The 16,016-nt window shown below is 48.9% G+C and carries 14 protein-coding genes; all 14 read right to left on the minus strand.

Annotation, left to right across the window (positions count from 1 at the left end; all coding sequences use genetic code 11):
- Positions 1–561: 561 nt before the first annotated feature.
- A complete protein-coding gene (locus tag FDP08_RS05790; protein WP_137435045.1) occupies positions 562–1,323 on the minus strand; it encodes a glycosyltransferase in 762 nt (253 codons plus the stop codon).
- Between the two features lie 9 nt (positions 1,324–1,332).
- The gene (locus FDP08_RS05795; RefSeq protein WP_137435046.1) at positions 1,333–2,184 is read right to left on the minus strand and encodes an alpha-1,2-fucosyltransferase; all 852 of its coding nucleotides are present in this window, start codon (positions 2,182–2,184) and stop codon (positions 1,333–1,335) included.
- 154 nt (positions 2,185–2,338) lie between these two features.
- A complete protein-coding gene (fcl, locus tag FDP08_RS05800; RefSeq protein WP_137435047.1) occupies positions 2,339–3,304 on the minus strand; it encodes a GDP-L-fucose synthase in 966 nt (321 codons plus the stop codon).
- 6 nt (positions 3,305–3,310) lie between these two features.
- Positions 3,311–4,429, minus strand: a complete 1,119-nt coding sequence (gmd, locus tag FDP08_RS05805; protein ID WP_137435048.1) for a GDP-mannose 4,6-dehydratase — start codon at positions 4,427–4,429, stop codon at positions 3,311–3,313.
- A gap of 19 nt (positions 4,430–4,448) precedes the next feature.
- On the minus strand, positions 4,449–5,798 hold the full coding sequence (wzy, locus tag FDP08_RS05810; RefSeq protein ID WP_137435049.1) for an O-antigen polysaccharide polymerase Wzy: 1,350 nt from the start codon (positions 5,796–5,798) through the stop codon (positions 4,449–4,451).
- Between the two features lie 10 nt (positions 5,799–5,808).
- Positions 5,809–6,990, minus strand: coding sequence for a hypothetical protein (locus FDP08_RS05815; RefSeq protein WP_137435050.1), 1,182 nt, complete (start codon positions 6,988–6,990; stop codon positions 5,809–5,811).
- Positions 6,991–7,167: 177 nt separating this feature from the next.
- Complete coding sequence (locus tag FDP08_RS05820) at positions 7,168–8,421, minus strand: O-antigen translocase (RefSeq protein ID WP_137435051.1); 1,254 nt, start codon at positions 8,419–8,421, stop codon at positions 7,168–7,170.
- Positions 8,418–9,545, minus strand: coding sequence for a DegT/DnrJ/EryC1/StrS family aminotransferase (locus tag FDP08_RS05825; protein WP_137435052.1), 1,128 nt, complete (start codon positions 9,543–9,545; stop codon positions 8,418–8,420). The genes FDP08_RS05820 and FDP08_RS05825 overlap by 4 nt, the downstream gene beginning before the upstream one ends.
- Complete coding sequence (locus FDP08_RS05830) at positions 9,542–10,006, minus strand: acyltransferase (RefSeq protein WP_137435053.1); 465 nt, start codon at positions 10,004–10,006, stop codon at positions 9,542–9,544. Before FDP08_RS05830 ends, FDP08_RS05825 begins: the two co-directional genes overlap by 4 nt.
- The gene (locus FDP08_RS05835; protein ID WP_137435054.1) at positions 10,003–10,419 is read right to left on the minus strand and encodes a sugar 3,4-ketoisomerase; all 417 of its coding nucleotides are present in this window, start codon (positions 10,417–10,419) and stop codon (positions 10,003–10,005) included. Before FDP08_RS05835 ends, FDP08_RS05830 begins: the two co-directional genes overlap by 4 nt.
- Positions 10,409–11,287, minus strand: coding sequence for a glucose-1-phosphate thymidylyltransferase RfbA (gene rfbA / locus FDP08_RS05840; protein WP_137435055.1), 879 nt, complete (start codon positions 11,285–11,287; stop codon positions 10,409–10,411). Before rfbA ends, FDP08_RS05835 begins: the two co-directional genes overlap by 11 nt.
- Complete coding sequence (rfbB, locus tag FDP08_RS05845; protein ID WP_137435056.1) at positions 11,284–12,396, minus strand: dTDP-glucose 4,6-dehydratase; 1,113 nt, start codon at positions 12,394–12,396, stop codon at positions 11,284–11,286. The genes rfbA and rfbB overlap by 4 nt, the downstream gene beginning before the upstream one ends.
- Positions 12,397–12,406: 10 nt before the next feature.
- Entirely contained in the window at positions 12,407–13,426 is a 1,020-nt protein-coding gene (locus tag FDP08_RS05850) for a Wzz/FepE/Etk N-terminal domain-containing protein (protein ID WP_137435057.1), read from the minus strand.
- Complete coding sequence (locus FDP08_RS05855; protein ID WP_137435058.1) at positions 13,423–16,002, minus strand: SLBB domain-containing protein; 2,580 nt, start codon at positions 16,000–16,002, stop codon at positions 13,423–13,425. Before FDP08_RS05855 ends, FDP08_RS05850 begins: the two co-directional genes overlap by 4 nt.
- Positions 16,003–16,016 lie beyond the last annotated feature (14 nt).

The following is a 16,016-nucleotide window of genomic DNA, read 5'->3' on the forward strand; positions in this document are numbered from 1 at the left end:
AAATGGCCAATTTGTGTTTAAGGGTATCCGGTCATTTGGACAACTAGGCATACAGCGGGGGGGGGGATACCTCCCTAACACAGCACATTTGGCGCACTGCATTGCGTTGACAGAATTCCTCAATCAGCGCGTACTTCACCCTTAGGACTTCGCGAAGTACCCAGACACCTTTCTTAGAAATCTATTTCCCTTCCTCAGAGTCTTCTTCTCACGCTGCAGCTTGCCCATGGCTTCGCTCTCACCTTGCAGGAGTAATCAACGCCACTAACGCTGTTGAACTGCTCGTCCGCCAGGCGGATAAACTGACTACGCTAATTCTAGATCTGGCTCGGGTGACTGCCTAGATCACGGGTAACGGATGCTGCCGCGTTACCAGATTGACCAGCTCTTAGCACTGCTTTTCACCGAAAGTGTGCGGTGTACGGCTGGATCTTCTCGCAGCTCATTGGGCACCTGCGTGGTAACGGAAACCTTAACTCTACACGGTGTCTATAGTTCGGGGTAATTCGGGAACGTATTTAAGTAAGATTTGGATAAAATCAAGCACCGATCTAATACTCGCTATTTTCTAGCTCTCAATACAAATTTCAATAGCGAATAGAGCCCCCCTCCTAAGAAAAACAACTTTTGCATTCCCTTACTGATTAGAAATTCTCGGAGAAAGTATCCACACACCTCCGCATAAGCTAACGCGCTACCTTGAGTAGAATTATTATGAACTCTGTATAACAGTAACTTTTCGTCAAGATTCTCCCATCGAACCCTACCTCGGTGAAGCCGTAACCACAAATCGTAGTCTTCAGAATTATATCCTGAGTTGTAGCCACGATTAGCGATAAGTACTCTCTTCTTAAATATTACTGACGGATGACAGAAAGGCGCGCCGATGAATAAACGAAACCCAATGCTATTGCCTTTAGGATACCTTCGCTCCCCTATAGTATTACCGTCAGAATCAATTAAAATAATATCTGCACCCAACACATCCAAATTCTTCTCTTTTAAATATGACAGCTGTTTCGAAAACCGCTCCGGCATACATACATCATCCGCATCCATCCTGCCAATATAATCCGATCTTGAGAAAGTAATCCCGAAGTTGAGAGCAAAAGATAGTTGCCCAATAGGCGACTTCAATATTTGTACGTTGGCTAAATTACCGTACTCCGAGTTAAAATATGCCCAGACCTCTTCACAACGATCGCCATTAGCGACCAGAATCAACTCCAAATTGACGTCAATGGAGGCTAGTACGCTACTAACAGCAACAGAAGTATACTGATCAATCCTGTTGCAAGCCAGAATTACAGAAATATCGTACATAAACCACCTTTAACGCTTTTTGACTCTCATCCAAGAACTGAGAGACGGATCGCTAGATCCTCTTTGCGGACGTTCGTACCAAGGGTAAGGTGAGATAACTATTTGTTTATTGTGGTTGGCCAAATAGGCACCCCACCAACTAAAGCTACTATTAGCAATCACGTTATGTTTGCATTGGCTCATTAGCCAAAGATCCACCTCTTGGGAATGATCTTTCACATAAGTAACGCACGCACCAGAAAAGGTACCATCCAAATTATCAGCTACCCACTGATGATCATTCGTAAAAACAAAAAAATGCGGGTCAGTCAACTTATCTTTTATTATGTCGATAGCCTCTTTATAGTAGCTCGTTGAACAAATCCCATGATTTTTTATGACATCAGCCCGCGTGTAATCACCTCGCCGAACATGAACTGAAACCGAATCACAGCTTCTGATAAACTTCGACAACCTTTCTTCTTGCAATGAAATCACAGAAGGAACAAAGTATTTTTTTAAAACATCAAATTTTTTATCGAAATATTTATGATCTTGCCAGTAACCAATCAAGTATCCGCTTTTTATCTGTTTTACCTTATCAGAGTATTTTTTCTCATGAAAAAAAAACGGAGTAACCACAGTCAAAACTGGGAATTTATCTAAAATTTTAACTATATATCTAACGACAGGGTTTGGATTATATTTTTTAAATTCAGGCAGCCTAAGATGATTCAATCGGTATCCACCATGTTTTTTATCCTTAAAAAAAGACGACCGATCTACCAAGATAGAATTTGATCTATTTTCTGAAATAGAAAGTGCTGTTGAAATCTGAAACAGCTGATTTCCTAAACCCCCAGTCAATCTAACAATATACATAAACTATTCTCTCTAATAACCCTAAGCTCGTAGATTTAGACTATCAATTATAGAAATAAAACCCACCAACGGGCTTAGGTCATTCCGTTCCGTACGATTAAACTAGCGCCAAGCCAGCAAGCTGATACCCTAATAGATGAAAATTAATGAATTTTCACTCCCTTAACAGTTTCTGCTGTTTCAGGAACCAGAGATACGTTTGATGAAGCCCGACTTTCAACGTGATTTTGGGATTCCATCCTAAGTCCCTCAATCGTGAGACATCCATTAACTTCCGAGGCGTTCCATCCGGTTTGCTCGTATCAAACACCAACTCCCCCTCAAAACCTACAACATGCTGCATGGTCGCAGCCAGCTCGCGAATCGTGCAATCCACCCCAGTGCCCACGTTAATATGCGAGAGCATTGGTTGGGTGTTTGCCTTGTATGTATCTTCGTTTAGGTTCATCACGTACACACTGGCGGAAGCCATATCATCAACGTGCAGGAATTCACGCATAGGCTTACCACTGCCCCATACCACAACTTCTTTGGCACCTGCCTCTTTGGCCTCGTGGAAACGACGCATCATTGCCGGGATTACGTGGCTATTCTCGGGATGAAAGTTATCATTTTCGCCGTAAAGATTCGTCGGCATCACACTGCGGTAATCGCGGCGGTACTGACGGTTGTAGCTTTCACACAGTTTAATGCCGGCGATCTTGGCGATCGCATAGGGCTCGTTGGTGGGTTCGAGGGTACCAGTCAATAGCGCATCTTCTTTCATGGGCTGCTCGGCCATTTTCGGATAAATGCAGGACGAGCCCAAGAACAGAAGTCTTTGGACGCCAGCCATGTGGGCAGCATGGACAATATTAGCTTCGACCATCAGATTTTCGTAGATGAACTCAGCAGGGTAGTTGTTGTTTGCTTGAATACCACCGACTTTCGCCGCGGCAAGGTAGACCTGGTCAATGCTCTCCTCCCGAAAAAACTGATGCACCGAGGCTTGGTTCAGCAGATCCAATTCCGACCTGCTGCGGGTAACCAGCTCAATCTCAGGGTTATTCTGCAACTGGCGCACCAGCGCAGAACCGACCATTCCTCCGTGCCCAGCCACAAATACACGTATATTGCCCATAACTCATCACTTCTCTAGGGAAACTGGAATTTCATACCCGTGCAGTTTGAGCAGGGCATGTCGCTTGGCTGTCTTAAGGTCGTCGGCCACCATTTCCGAACACATTTCCTGCGTGGTAATTTCCGGCGTCCAGCCCAGCTTTTCCCTGGCTTTTGTAGGATCGCCTAGCAATGTTTCCACCTCCGCCGGTCGGAAATAGCGCGGGTCGACTCGCACTACAACATCCCCAACCTTTAGTGCAGGCGCGTTATCGCCCTCGATGGACTCAATCACCGCAACCTCTTCCACGCCGTTTCCTTCAAACTGCAGAGAAATACCCAGCTCCTTCGCGGACCATTCAATGAACTGACGAACAGAATACTGCACACCGGTCGCTATTACGTAATCCTCGGGCTGATCCTGCTGGAGCATCATCCATTGCATACGCACGTAGTCTTTGGCGTGACCCCAGTCACGCAACGCGTTCATGTTACCTATATACAGACAGTCTTCCAGCCCTTGGGCGATGTTCGCCAGGCCACGAGTGATCTTGCGGGTAACGAAGGTCTCACCACGGCGCGGAGATTCATGGTTAAATAGCACGCCATTGCACGCATACATGCCATAAGCCTCCCGGTAGTTTACCGTAATCCAGTAGGCGTACAGCTTAGCTACGGCGTAGGGGGAGCGCGGATAAAACGGTGTAGTTTCCTTCTGCGGTGTTTCCTGAACCAACCCATATAATTCGGAGGTCGATGCTTGATAGAAGCGTGCTTTCTTTTCGAGGCCAAGTAAACGGATCGCTTCCAGCAACCGAAGCGTACCCATGGCGTCTACATCTGCAGTGTATTCGGGAGATTCGAACGAAACTGCCACATGGGACTGCGCACCCAGGTTATAAACCTCGTCTGGTTGGACTTCCTGAAGAATACGGGTGAGGTTCGAGGAGTCTGTTAAATCGCCATAGTGAAGAATGAAGTTCTGGTGTTCTACATGGGGATCTTGGTAGATATGGTCCACACGCTGGGTGTTGAAAAGCGAAGCACGACGCTTTATCCCGTGGACTTGGTAGCCTTTTTCCAAAAGAAATTCGGCGAGGTAAGACCCGTCTTGACCGGTAATGCCTGTTATAAGCGCTGTTTTCATAAATTTCCTTAAATAATAGCTAATCGGCAGATGCTTCTTTTAAAATCCTAAATAAAATGAAAAACAAAAAAGATACCAACAACGAGAAACTAAACTTTAAAATAAAATCGATAGCATCACTACGAGCAAAATATACCAGATTGGGGATAACCGAGAACAGCAAAAATCCCGAAATAACTGAACCCAAATTAAACCCATACTCTGAATAATAATAGGAGATAAAATCAATCACCTTAACAAAATAGACAAAAACAAACGTCAAGAACAACGCAATAAAATAATTAAAATAGTGAAGTTCGGCGAAAAAACTTGTCGCGAACCCGCCATATTCCCAAAGAACGCCTCGCGAACGGTCTACGCAACGGCCAAAATCTGTATCTTGTGATAAGTAACCATACTGTTCAACACACGCCGAAACCTTATCTGGAAACTGCACCACTCCATATAAAACTTCAAAGGTTGCTCCTTGCTGGTGAAATGTTCTGATCACTACATCACTCAAGCTATCGTACAGGTCATATCCGAGTCTATACTCGATAACCTTTGAGGATAGGAAAACAAGAGAGATCGCTAAAACTAGTAAAGACTTCAAACTCAAGCTGTACCAAACATTATAGAAGTACAAAAAAAGAAAAAAATACGCAACAAAGTAACCCCTAAGTCCAACGAAAAGAAAACCAAAAGACGCTACAAACAATATTAAAGAAGCCCAAAAAAAACGTTTTTTGTGGCGTGAAGAAAAAATATATAGAATAGAAAACCATTTACCATAAAAGAAATACTTAATATGACCCAAAATTGAGGAGGAACCCGCGATTTCAAGATAATTACCATTCGAAATGATATCGTAAGAACGTATAGACACGAACAAGAAGTACCCGAAAAATAACAAAGAGAGCCCAAGACAAAGAGAAGAAATCCAGATGTTATGAAACGAACAGGACCTATCCACTAAAAGAATATGATGCAGCGAATAAAAAGAAGGGCTCGACAAGAGAACGAAAAACATAGACATAAGCGAAAAATATGCTAAGAACACATATAAAGCGTATACATGGTCTGACAAGCTACCGGAATGACCGGCCTCAACCATTTCGAATTCAAAAAAAGGATAAATAAAAGGCCTAGCGACTATGAATATAAAAACCGAAAGTAGAAAAAAGATAACCGGAGACAACGGTCTTTTATCAAAAGATGAAGCACGAATTATGAGTGACAAAACTCCAAAAAAAAACAAAAATAAAGCTAAATCTAAAGAATCTTCGCCGGTGAATGCGTATGAAATGTTTGCATAAAATACAGACACCATGAAAACAAACAAAGAGACTAGGAAAAAAACGATTCTCTTAAAAACTTTCAGATTTACCATAATTGATGATTTACCTAGATCCACAAAACACCATCAATCTTTTCAGAAAAGCCTTCGAAATAAAAAAGATTAACAAGAAATAGTCCAAGAATGTCTTTTCATAATCCTTGGCTCCCTTTAATTTCCTTACAAGCTTCGAAAACACCTCATCCTCAAAAAATTTTTCCGAGTATTTTCTACATTTAATGGACACATTATATACCCCCTGTTCTTTAAGGTAGTCCATTATATCTTGCAAATCAGAATCGGGTTGAGAGGGGATAACATTTAAGTCAGGAAACTCTCCTAAAGAGAAACCTTTAGAGTTGAATACAAATCTATATTTTTCGCGATGATTCACTTTACCGTGGCTCTTATCCAATATCGAATAAGGCTTGACAACAATAGTTGGTATACACATTTTTGATGAATCAAGAGCCGCTGTTCCCATGACAAAAGAAAGGTCAACATGCTGATTCATAAAATTATCTAATTTTCCCGGCGGTATAAAGTCAATGAAACGAATAGCGAACCGTAGGTTCATTAATTTAACCTCCGTTCTTAAGTAAGATATCGCATCTCCGCTTCCAATAACATAAAAGGTCTTGACAGACAAATCTTCGCCCATTAATTGATTCAACTCTTTGAGCAAATCTAATAACGGCTCCACTTTAAAATCATGACTAACCCGCCCAATCCAACAACAGTTTACCACTAACCTGTTTTGCGACTTGCCGCACTCTATTATCGGACGCCCTCTTCCCTTGATCGCAATAGGCACAATCAAGCTTTCTGGCGAAAGAAGCTTCCTATTATATCCAGTAGTATATAGCTCGTAATTCAACCCAACTAAATCAGTGAATACAATGGCATGCAACCGAAAAAGCTTACGAAGATATAGGGCTGGAAACACCCGAAGAAAAAATTTCATAAAGGACGTTTCGAATTTCCTGTTATAAAATGCAGCACCGAAAGCTCCATGGCCCATGGACCACACGAGTAGCTTTTTAAACCGCAGCCCTCTCAGGTAATAACGACCTAGACGTGAGATTTCAGAGGTTGGTAATAGTATACAGTCATAAAAATGTTGGCCATGAAAGCTTTCAGTAATGGGGTCGCAGTCGTAGCCATTTTCAGAAAACCATGTCATAGCGCGATCGAGAAGCTCATCGGTACCTCCGAACACACCTTGCTTTAATATTCCAATTCTCACGCTTCAAACCTTTTACAAACTTATCTTAAAATTAACAAAGCCTAACCAGAAACACTCGGTTAATAACTAAAGAGTGTTCAATTTTGTTCGGCCTAATAATAGAAAGGAGCAGAGACCTACCTTTTTCAAGTTAGCATTTAAATTCTCAATCTATCCTCTCTCTTCCCACTCGGGAAACTAACCTTCATCCCTAAGCGACCTCAGAATAAGTAATGCCATTACGGCCCAATAAATCAGATAATTAATTGCGTGTGCCAATGCAACGCCCTCTAGGCCTAATGTTGTAGTGAAAATCACCGTCAGCCCATAAAACAGACCAGAAAATACAATTTCGGAAACAATGAACAGTTTCGTCATCGCTTTACCCAACATAAGGTAAGCCAATATCCAACTACCTATCTTCAGGGTATCGCCCACCATTTGCCAAGCAAATAGTTGTTTCATTGGCTCAAAATCTTCGGTAAAAAGGATCCGGATAATTAAGTCGCGAAGCAAATAGATCGTTAGACCGGAAACTGCAGCAACAGGGAGGATGATTCTGTATCCCTGAATGATTTCATTACTTATTTCAGAGGCGTCTTTCAACTCTGAAAGTTTAGGTAGGTAATAAACACTGAGCGTTGTCGTAACCAACATAAGGTAAGCGGCACTCAGTCGCCACATTGCTTCCCAATAGCCCGCAGCGTCCCAGCCCAAAGTTTCGCCAAGATGGTTACGAATCAGTATGTGACTCACCGGTACGCACGCAGCACTTGTGAGCGCCATCGCGGTATACTTGCCGAGATTTTTGGCGGCTTGTTTATCTACGTTTCCGAGAAGGTAACGAAACTTGAACCACGGTGCCTTATATACGAGTAGTAAAGTTACAAAAAAAGTGAGGGATTGGTAAATCGCCAGCGCTACCAAAGCGCCGTAAAGACCTAACCGAATCGCCATCACACTCGTGACTGCCAGCGAAAACAGACTGCCTGCGATGTTAGCAACAACGTATCGTTGTATTTCTTTTTTACCGTTGAGAATAGCCAACAGCAGAGTATTAAAGACAAACAATACTAGCGTAGCGGCAAACCAGATGAACACACTACCTAATGATTCGTCTTTTAAGAACCAGCCTGCCAGCGGCTGATTAAAAATAATCACCAATACGGCGGTGGTCAGTGATCCAATCAACGCTATGGTGCCCGCCGTACGCCAGACCGTGTGTTGGCGCGCTTCATCGTCGTAGTACTCTGCCGTGTATTTGGTGACACCTGTGTTCAAGGCGCCGCTGGCAAAGGTAGTGATCATCTGAACAGCGTTTTGAAACTGTCCCAAAGCTGCGTAACCGGCGGGGCCTACGTAGACTGCAAGGATCTTGTTCAGGCCCAGCAACGTCAGCATTTTAATGACTACTGCGATGCCGTTAAGAAGGCTGGTCTTGATCAGCGTCATCGGTTAGGAACCGGAAAGTCATTACAGGATTCGATGACTTTCTGGACCTGCTCGTCAGTCATCACCGGGCTGATCGGTAGGCTTAAAACTTGCTGGTGTATATCTTCTGTGACCGGATAACTATGTGTGTTCCAGTCGCTATAGGCTTGTTGCAGGTGTGGCGGTATCGGGTAATGGATCATCGTTTGCACACCAGCATTGAGCAAGTGTTGTTGCAGCGCATCACGTGTGCCAGTTCTCACCACATAGAGGTGAAACGCGTGGTTTTGCACGCTTGCGAGGTTTGCATCACGGCCTATCGGCTGGATGATCACGGGGTTCTCGATGCCCTGTGCATATGCCAAGGCAATTTCCCGGCGGCGCTGGGTTTCTGCGTCAAGATAGTAGAGTTTGACGCGCAGCAGCGCCGCCTGGATTTCATCAAGGCGGCTATTCACACCCTGGTAGAGATTTTCGTATTTTTTATGGCTGCCGTAGTTGCCCAAGGCACGAATGGTTTTCGCCAACTCTGGATCATTAGTGGTCACAGCACCAGCATCACCCAGTGCGCCTAGGTTTTTGCCTGGGTAGAAGCTGAAACCGGAGGCATCACCCCAGTTGCCTGCTTTTTTCCCTTTGGTCGCGGCCCCGTGTGCCTGCGCCGAGTCTTCCAGCACAAGCAGGTTATGGGTTTTGGCCAGCGCCATAATGTCTGGCATAGGCGCTATCTGGCCGTACAAATGCACAGCCAGTATAGCTTTCGTGTTCGAGTTAATCGCGGTAGCGGTTTTTTCCGGGCAAAGGTTGTAAGTTGTTTCATCCGGCTCCACCAGCACAGGCTTTAGCCGGTTCTCGGTAATCGCCAGTATGCTGGCAATATAGGTGTTGGCGGGCACAATTACTTCGTCGCCTTCCTTTAACCGGCCTAGTTCTTTCCAAGCCTTCAAGGTCAGCGTCAACGCATCCAATCCATTGGCGACTCCAATGCAATGTTCAGTGCCGCACCAGGCGGCGAACTCCTCTTCGAATGCGTGCACTTCCGTGCCCTGCATATACCAACCGGAATCAATTACTCGGGTGGCGGCCTCAATAAGTGTGTCGCGATACTGGTTGTTGATCAGCTTCAGATCAAGAAAAGAAATCATTTATCTAGGTACCTGATTATTTCCGCAGGATTGCCCACCACTACAGCCCTGGGTGGTACATCTTTGGTGACCACCGCTCCGGCACCCACCATCGCGTATTCTCCAATGGTGATTCCCGGCAGCAGGGTAGCATTGGCACCAACACTTGCATGGTTCTTGATAGTAATACCCGAAAACTCTGCTGGGTACTCCTTTGAGCGCGGGTGGCTATCATTGGTGAATGTTGCATTCGGGCCAATAAAAACATCATTTCCAATTCGAGTCCCATCCCAGACCTGCACGCCGGATTTAATCGTCACGTTATCGCCAATGACGACATCACTTTCGATCAAAGTATGCGCACAGATGTTGCAGTTTCTGCCAATATTGGCACCGTCCAGGACAACAACAAATTGCCAGACACGTGTCCCCTCTCCAATCTGGCTCGAAGCAACGTCAGCCAAGGAGTGAATAAAGCTCATGTATTCACCCGTGTGATAAAATCGCTGTACTCCCGAATATAATCGGATTCGTCATAATGTTCACTGGCCAGCACCAGCAAAACGCAGTCAGTGCTGAACTCGTGCATTTCATGCCATACCAAATGATTAATCAGAATGCCTTTCGCTGGCGAGTCCAGCCAGACTTCGGCTTTTTCGATGCCGTTGTCCAATAGCATCTTGCATTTGCCCGTAATACAGATCGCGACTTGTTTCAGTGCTTTGTGGGCATGAAATCCACGAGCAACCCCAGGCTTGGTGCCGAAGATGTAATACACACGCTCTATGTCGAAGGGGACGATCTTGTTGCCCTCCAGCGCCACTAAGGAGCCCCGGTCGTCACCGAGTTTTGGGATCTCAATCCATTGCACCAGATCCGATTGTTTACTGCTCATCGACCAACTCCTGCAAGTAGATTCCGTAACTGTTTTTCTTGAGCTGATTTGCCTGAGCGAGGAGCTGAGTTTTGCTCAGCCAGCCATTGTTGAATGCAATCTCCTCCAGACACGCAATCTTGTAACCCTGGCGCTTTTCAATTGTTTCCACAAATTGGGCGGCTTCCAGCAGGCTCTCGTGGGTGCCAGTGTCCAGCCACGCAAAACCACGGCCCAACAGCTCCACGTTCAGTTCGCCCGCTTCCAGGTAGGCTCTGTTCACGTCAGTGATTTCCAGCTCGCCACGGTGGGAAGGCTCTACGGCCTTTGCAATGTCGATCACGCGGTTATCGTAAAAGTACAGACCTGTCACCGCAAAATGGGATTGAGGTTTTGTGGGCTTTTCCTCTATAGAGATAGCTTTGTGGTTGTTATCAAACGCCACTACGCCAAAACGCTCGGGGTCCTTCACCTGGTAGCCGAATACCGTGGCGCCCCCATTCTCCTCGGTGCGCTTTACGGCATCGCGTAGTTTTGGAGTAAAGCCCTGTCCGTAGAAGATGTTGTCACCTAGCACCAGGCAAACGCTGCTGTCGCCTATGAAATCTTCACCGATTGTAAACGCTTGGGCCAGGCCATCGGGGCTGGATTGCTGGGCATAGCTGAGGCTGATTCCAAACTGCTCTCCGCTGCCTAGGCTTCGCTTGAAACTCGCCTCGTCTTCCGGGGTGGTGATGATCAAGATCTCCCGTATGCCGGCCAGCATAAGCACAGAAAGCGGGTAATAGATCATTGGTTTGTCGTACACCGGTAAGAGTTGTTTGGAGGTACCCAAGGTAATGGGATATAGCCGGGTGCCGGAGCCGCCTGCCAAAATGATGCCTTTCATGCCGATGCTCCTAAACGCTCTCTTTGGTAGCTGCCGTCCTGCACTCGTTGGCACCAATCAAGGTTATTGAGGTACCACACTACAGTTTTGCGGATGCCGGTTTCGAAGGTTTCTTCCGGGGACCAGCCCAGTTCACGCTGGATTTTGCTTGCGTCTATGGCGTATCGCAAGTCGTGGCCGGGGCGGTCTTTTACGTGAGTGATCAGGTCCCGGTAGCTATTTTGCTGAGGGCGTAGCTCCTGGAGGATGTCGCAGATGGTCTGGACTACTTCGATGTTCTGCTTTTCGTTGTGGCCGCCGATGTTATAGGTTTCACCGGGTTTGCCCTCTGTGACAACTCTATAAAGGGCGCGGGCGTGGTCTTCTACGTAGAGCCAATCGCGGATCTGGTCGCCTTTGCCGTAGACGGGGAGAGGCTTGTTTTCCAAGGCGTTGAGGATAACCAACGGTATTAGCTTTTCCGGGAAGTGGTAGGGGCCGTAGTTGTTTGAGCAGTTTGTAATTAGTACCGGGAGCCCGTAGGTGCGTTGCCAGGCTCTTGCCAGGTGGTCGGAGCTGGCTTTGCTGGCGCTGTAGGGGCTGCTTGGGGCGTAGGGGGTTTGTTCGGTGAATAGGGGCAAGGCGTCGGGTTGTCGGATTTCGCTTTGCTCTATCCGACCTAGGGGGGCGGTGCTGTCTGCGTGTTCGGCCAGGTCGCCGTAGACTTCGTCTGTGCTTATGTGGTGGAAGCGGAAGTTGGTGCGGCGTTGGTCGTCCAGGCCTTGGCAGTAATGGCGGGCGGCTTCCAGCAGGGTGTAGGTACCAACTATGTTGGTTTCGATGAAGGCTGCAGGGCCGTCTATGGAGCGATCTACGTGGCTTTCGGCGGCCAGGTGCATGATGGCGTCGGGCTGGTGCTCCGCAAGCACACGGTCTACTTCGGTGCGGTTGCAGATGTCTACCTGTTCGAAGGCGTAGCGTTCGCTGTCGCTTACCTCTGCCAGGCTTTCGAGATTGCCGGCGTAGGTTAGTTTGTCGAGGTTGACCACTTCATCTTTGGTGTTGGTGATGATGTGGCGGATGACGGCGGAGCCTATGAAGCCGGCGCCGCCGGTTATCAGGAGTTTCATAATCAGGTCGTTATTGGGTGTTTGTGGTTGTTGCTTGGGTAGTCCGGTCGTGCTTGGGGTGTCGGATTTCGCTTTGCTCTATCCGACCAACGGGGGGGCGGATGAAGGCTCGGACGAAGACGGTGAATACGCCCAGCATTCCGCCTAGCATTGTAGCAATGATGGCGATCAGGGCCCGTTTGGGTTCGCTTTTTTCCTGAGGAACCACAGCCGGGTCTACGGTTTTGAAGACGTATTCTCGCTGTGCGTTGGCCAGCATTACTGTTCTTGTTTCGCTTTCTATCAGTTGATAGAACACTTGCTGCATACCGGCAATGTTGGTTTCGTTGAGCTTAGTCTCCAGATAGCTGATGCTGGCTTCTGCTTCTTCAATGTCCTGGGCTCGCATGTGTTCGTTGATGTCTTTCACCAACCATTCGGTCCACTGTTTTGCGGCCACGGGAGAGAGGCTTTTTATGCTGACCGTAACCATGCCGTTGTCTTGATTTTCACTAACGCTTAGGTGGCTCTGCTTAAACTTTTTTACGAGGTCCCAGTTTGTTGGCTGCAAGCTCTCACCAACTTGATTGGTGCCCCACTCACCCGTTTCAGGGTTGTAGATCTCTTGGTCGTAAACCCATTGGTTTTGCCTGGAATTCCACGCTTTTGTCGCCATGAGTGGAACTTCGAGCTCATGGAGATGTATGAAATCCGTCAGAAACACTCTCGATTGAAGCACTTCTTTGGCGATCGAGGTTTTGCTGGAGCTGTCGCTTCCGATATTGACTCCAGCCAGGCTGGCCAGGCTGCCGAGCTGCCCACCCAGGCGGCCACCGCTATCTCCATCTGCCGGTGCGAGGAGAGCATTGGCCTGGTAGATATCCGGTTTGTAGAGGGCATAGGCAACACCACCGGCCGCAAAGAGCACAGTGATCAGGATGATTATCCATTTGCCGGACCATAGGGTGGCAAAGAGTTCCCGAAGATCAATCTCGTCATCCGGGTAATGCCCAGTCTCATACGGTTCCGGCAAACGTTCGTATCGGGTCATTGCAAATTCCCCACTGCGGCTGCGCCCAGCGCCATCTGATACACAATCTGGCTTACGTTACTCCAGAGTTCCAGCTGGTTCAGCCTGTCCACGTCAATGGGCACGATAACTGTATCACCCGGCGCCAGTTGCTGGCTGCGGCCACCGAACCAACGGCTTTTCTCTGGCAGCATCACGGAGCCATCCGCTTTCACCACATATACCCTGTCTTCATCCGCCTGTCGGGTGGGGCCGCCACTGCGTTCCAGGTAGTCGTCCACCGTCAGCCCTTCGGTATGTAGGTGGCTGGTGGGGAACTGGACTTCCCCAAACACGCTGACAGACTGCGGTATGAGTGGCACGGTCAGCCGATCTCCGTCCTGCAGGCGAATAGCCTGGTAGGCGTCGTCACTCACCACGTCTTCCAGGTTGATCACCATGCGGCCGACCGGGCGGGCGCTCTGCACGTCGTCCAGCAGGTCCCGCACTTGTTGGGTTCGCTGTGCATTCTGGCCACCGATGTCATCGCCTTTGAGCTGAACGCCCAGCAGGTCGCCCTGCAGGCGCGCTTCGGCTTCCCTCAGGCGCTGGGCTTCCAGTTGGCGGAGCTTTTCACGGGTGAATACGGCGCCCTCGGGGAAAGCGTTGTTGGTCAGGCCGCCGGCGCGTTGGATAACGTCGCGGAGGGTTTCGCCATTTCGAACGGTGTACTCGCCAGGGTAGCGGACCTCTCCGGCCAGTTCGATGGTTTTCGCCTGGGCGAATTCCGGGATGGATTTGATCAACAGGCGGTCCCGGCTTTGGAGCGCGATTGTCGCCTGGCCTTTCATAACGGCTTGAAGATCCAGATTCTTTATGTCGGTTTCACCGGTGCCATCGCTATCTACACCGAAGCGGGCCAATTCGGCGGTGTGGAGTGAGGCTGAGTCTATCAGGCCACCGGCGACGTAGATTGCGTCTGCCACCTGCTTTGACGCCGGTAGTGGGTACTCACCGGGGTAACGTACCGGGCCGGTTACCTGAATGGTTTGCTGGGGGGCGCCTGGTTTGGCCTGGGCTTTCAGCCTTTGCAGTACGGGTGCGAACAGGGCTTCGCGGCTGAAGCGGCTGTAATCGGTCTCTTCAGCGACCTCGTCCTCCTCTACCTCCATAATGCGAGGGGCATCCTGCCGCTTGCTGTCGTTCAGGTCGCTGTTTTTGGCGCTAACCTTTCCTTCGTCTGCAAAGATCAGGAACTGGTCTTTCTCCTGCAGGCGAATGTCATTCTCACCACCCGGGTTGTTCAGGGCTTGCCGCAGGCGTAGGTTGATGACGGATACGGTGTCGGTCTCCGGATCGGTTCGCACGATGGCGGCGTAACGCTTATCCGCTTCCTGCAGCAGGTCATTATCCAGGGAGCGAATAACCGAGCTCACTCGCATGCCCGGCACCCAGGCATAGCGGCCCGGGCGGGTAGCCGCGCCTTTCACTTCCACATACTGGCCGGTGATGTCGGAGATGGAGGCGACTTCTATGTGGTCCCCCGGCCTGACCTTCGCATGCCTGCCTTTCCGGGTAGTGAGATTGGCTTCGGCGATGATGCGCAGGAAGTCGTCGTTGTTGCGTTCGATGCGTACCAGTTGCGGATAGGCCTGTGGCGTCAGGCCGCCGGCGAGGTTCACCAGTTCCTGCAGGTTGGTGGTGTTTTTCAGCTCGTAGAGCGCGGGGCGGTAAACTTCGCCGTCTATGCCTACGCGGTCACCGACTGGCGGGATGAAGATAACGTCGCCGGGTTGCAGGCGGTTGTCGTCAGAGGTGTCGCCTGCCAGCAACAGGTCGTACAGGTCCAGTTCGCCGATCAGCTTGCCGTCCCGCTTGTGCTGGATCTTACGCAGGGAGCCGGTACGTTGGATGCCGCCGGATACATAGAGGGCATTGGTAATAGTAGAGAGCGAGCTGACGGTGTAGGAACCTGCGTTTCTCGCCTCCCCCAGCACAAACACCCGCATGCTACGCAGTTCACCCAGGCTGACACTGGCTTGTACGCCTATGTATTGTTCGGAGACCCGCTTTTTGATTTGATCCCTGGCCTGGTCGAAGCTGAGACCGGCGACGGTCAGGGGACCTGACTGGGGAAAGCTGATGGTGCCGTCCCGGGAGACGGGCAGTGCCAGTTGCTGGTTTTCCTTGCCCCAGAGTTGTACCCGCAGCACGTCACCGGGACCCAGGGTGTAGTCGTTGGGGATGGGTATTTCGGTGACCGGTGCAAAGGTTGTGGGGCTGCCGGCAAACAGGTCGTACCCGAAGGGTTTCAGGCCGCCGTATGTTTGATCCTGCTCTTCGTCGCTTTCCCACTCTTCCCTGGCCCGCTCCCGCTCTTCATCCGAGATGGCATCAACGGGTTCAACCACGTTCACATTCCGTGGGCGCTGGTTCTGCTGGCCAACTGAGCTTGTGATGGCATCCAGGTCCACCCCGTACTGATTGGCCAGGGCTTCCTGCTGGGCCCGGGGCATGCTTCTGAACTGTTCAATCTGGGACTGGCTTATGGATTGCGCAGCAGTGGTTACTGGCAATACCAGGGCCAACACCGTCAGAAGTCGTTTAGTCAGGGTCACTTGGTTAAATCCGG

Source organism: Marinobacter panjinensis (assembly GCF_005298175.1).
Taxonomy (GTDB): domain Bacteria; phylum Pseudomonadota; class Gammaproteobacteria; order Pseudomonadales; family Oleiphilaceae; genus Marinobacter; species Marinobacter panjinensis.

Bases quoted from the DNA above. Each gene is read 5' to 3' on its own strand.
- FDP08_RS05790 (WP_137435045.1), bottom strand. From the start codon at position 1,323: ATGTACGATATTTCTGTAATTCTGGCTTGCAACAGGATTGATCAGTAT.
- FDP08_RS05795 (WP_137435046.1), bottom strand. From the start codon at position 2,184: ATGTATATTGTTAGATTGACTGGGGGTTTAGGAAATCAGCTGTTTCAG.
- fcl (WP_137435047.1), bottom strand. From the start codon at position 3,304: ATGGGCAATATACGTGTATTTGTGGCTGGGCACGGAGGAATGGTCGGT.
- gmd (WP_137435048.1), bottom strand. From the start codon at position 4,429: ATGAAAACAGCGCTTATAACAGGCATTACCGGTCAAGACGGGTCTTAC.
- wzy (WP_137435049.1), bottom strand. From the start codon at position 5,798: ATGGTAAATCTGAAAGTTTTTAAGAGAATCGTTTTTTTCCTAGTCTCT.
- FDP08_RS05820 (WP_137435051.1), bottom strand. From the start codon at position 8,421: ATGACGCTGATCAAGACCAGCCTTCTTAACGGCATCGCAGTAGTCATT.
- FDP08_RS05825 (WP_137435052.1), bottom strand. From the start codon at position 9,545: ATGATTTCTTTTCTTGATCTGAAGCTGATCAACAACCAGTATCGCGAC.
- FDP08_RS05830 (WP_137435053.1), bottom strand. From the start codon at position 10,006: ATGAGCTTTATTCACTCCTTGGCTGACGTTGCTTCGAGCCAGATTGGA.
- FDP08_RS05835 (WP_137435054.1), bottom strand. From the start codon at position 10,419: ATGAGCAGTAAACAATCGGATCTGGTGCAATGGATTGAGATCCCAAAA.
- rfbA (WP_137435055.1), bottom strand. From the start codon at position 11,287: ATGAAAGGCATCATTTTGGCAGGCGGCTCCGGCACCCGGCTATATCCC.
- rfbB (WP_137435056.1), bottom strand. From the start codon at position 12,396: ATGAAACTCCTGATAACCGGCGGCGCCGGCTTCATAGGCTCCGCCGTC.
- FDP08_RS05850 (WP_137435057.1), bottom strand. From the start codon at position 13,426: ATGACCCGATACGAACGTTTGCCGGAACCGTATGAGACTGGGCATTAC.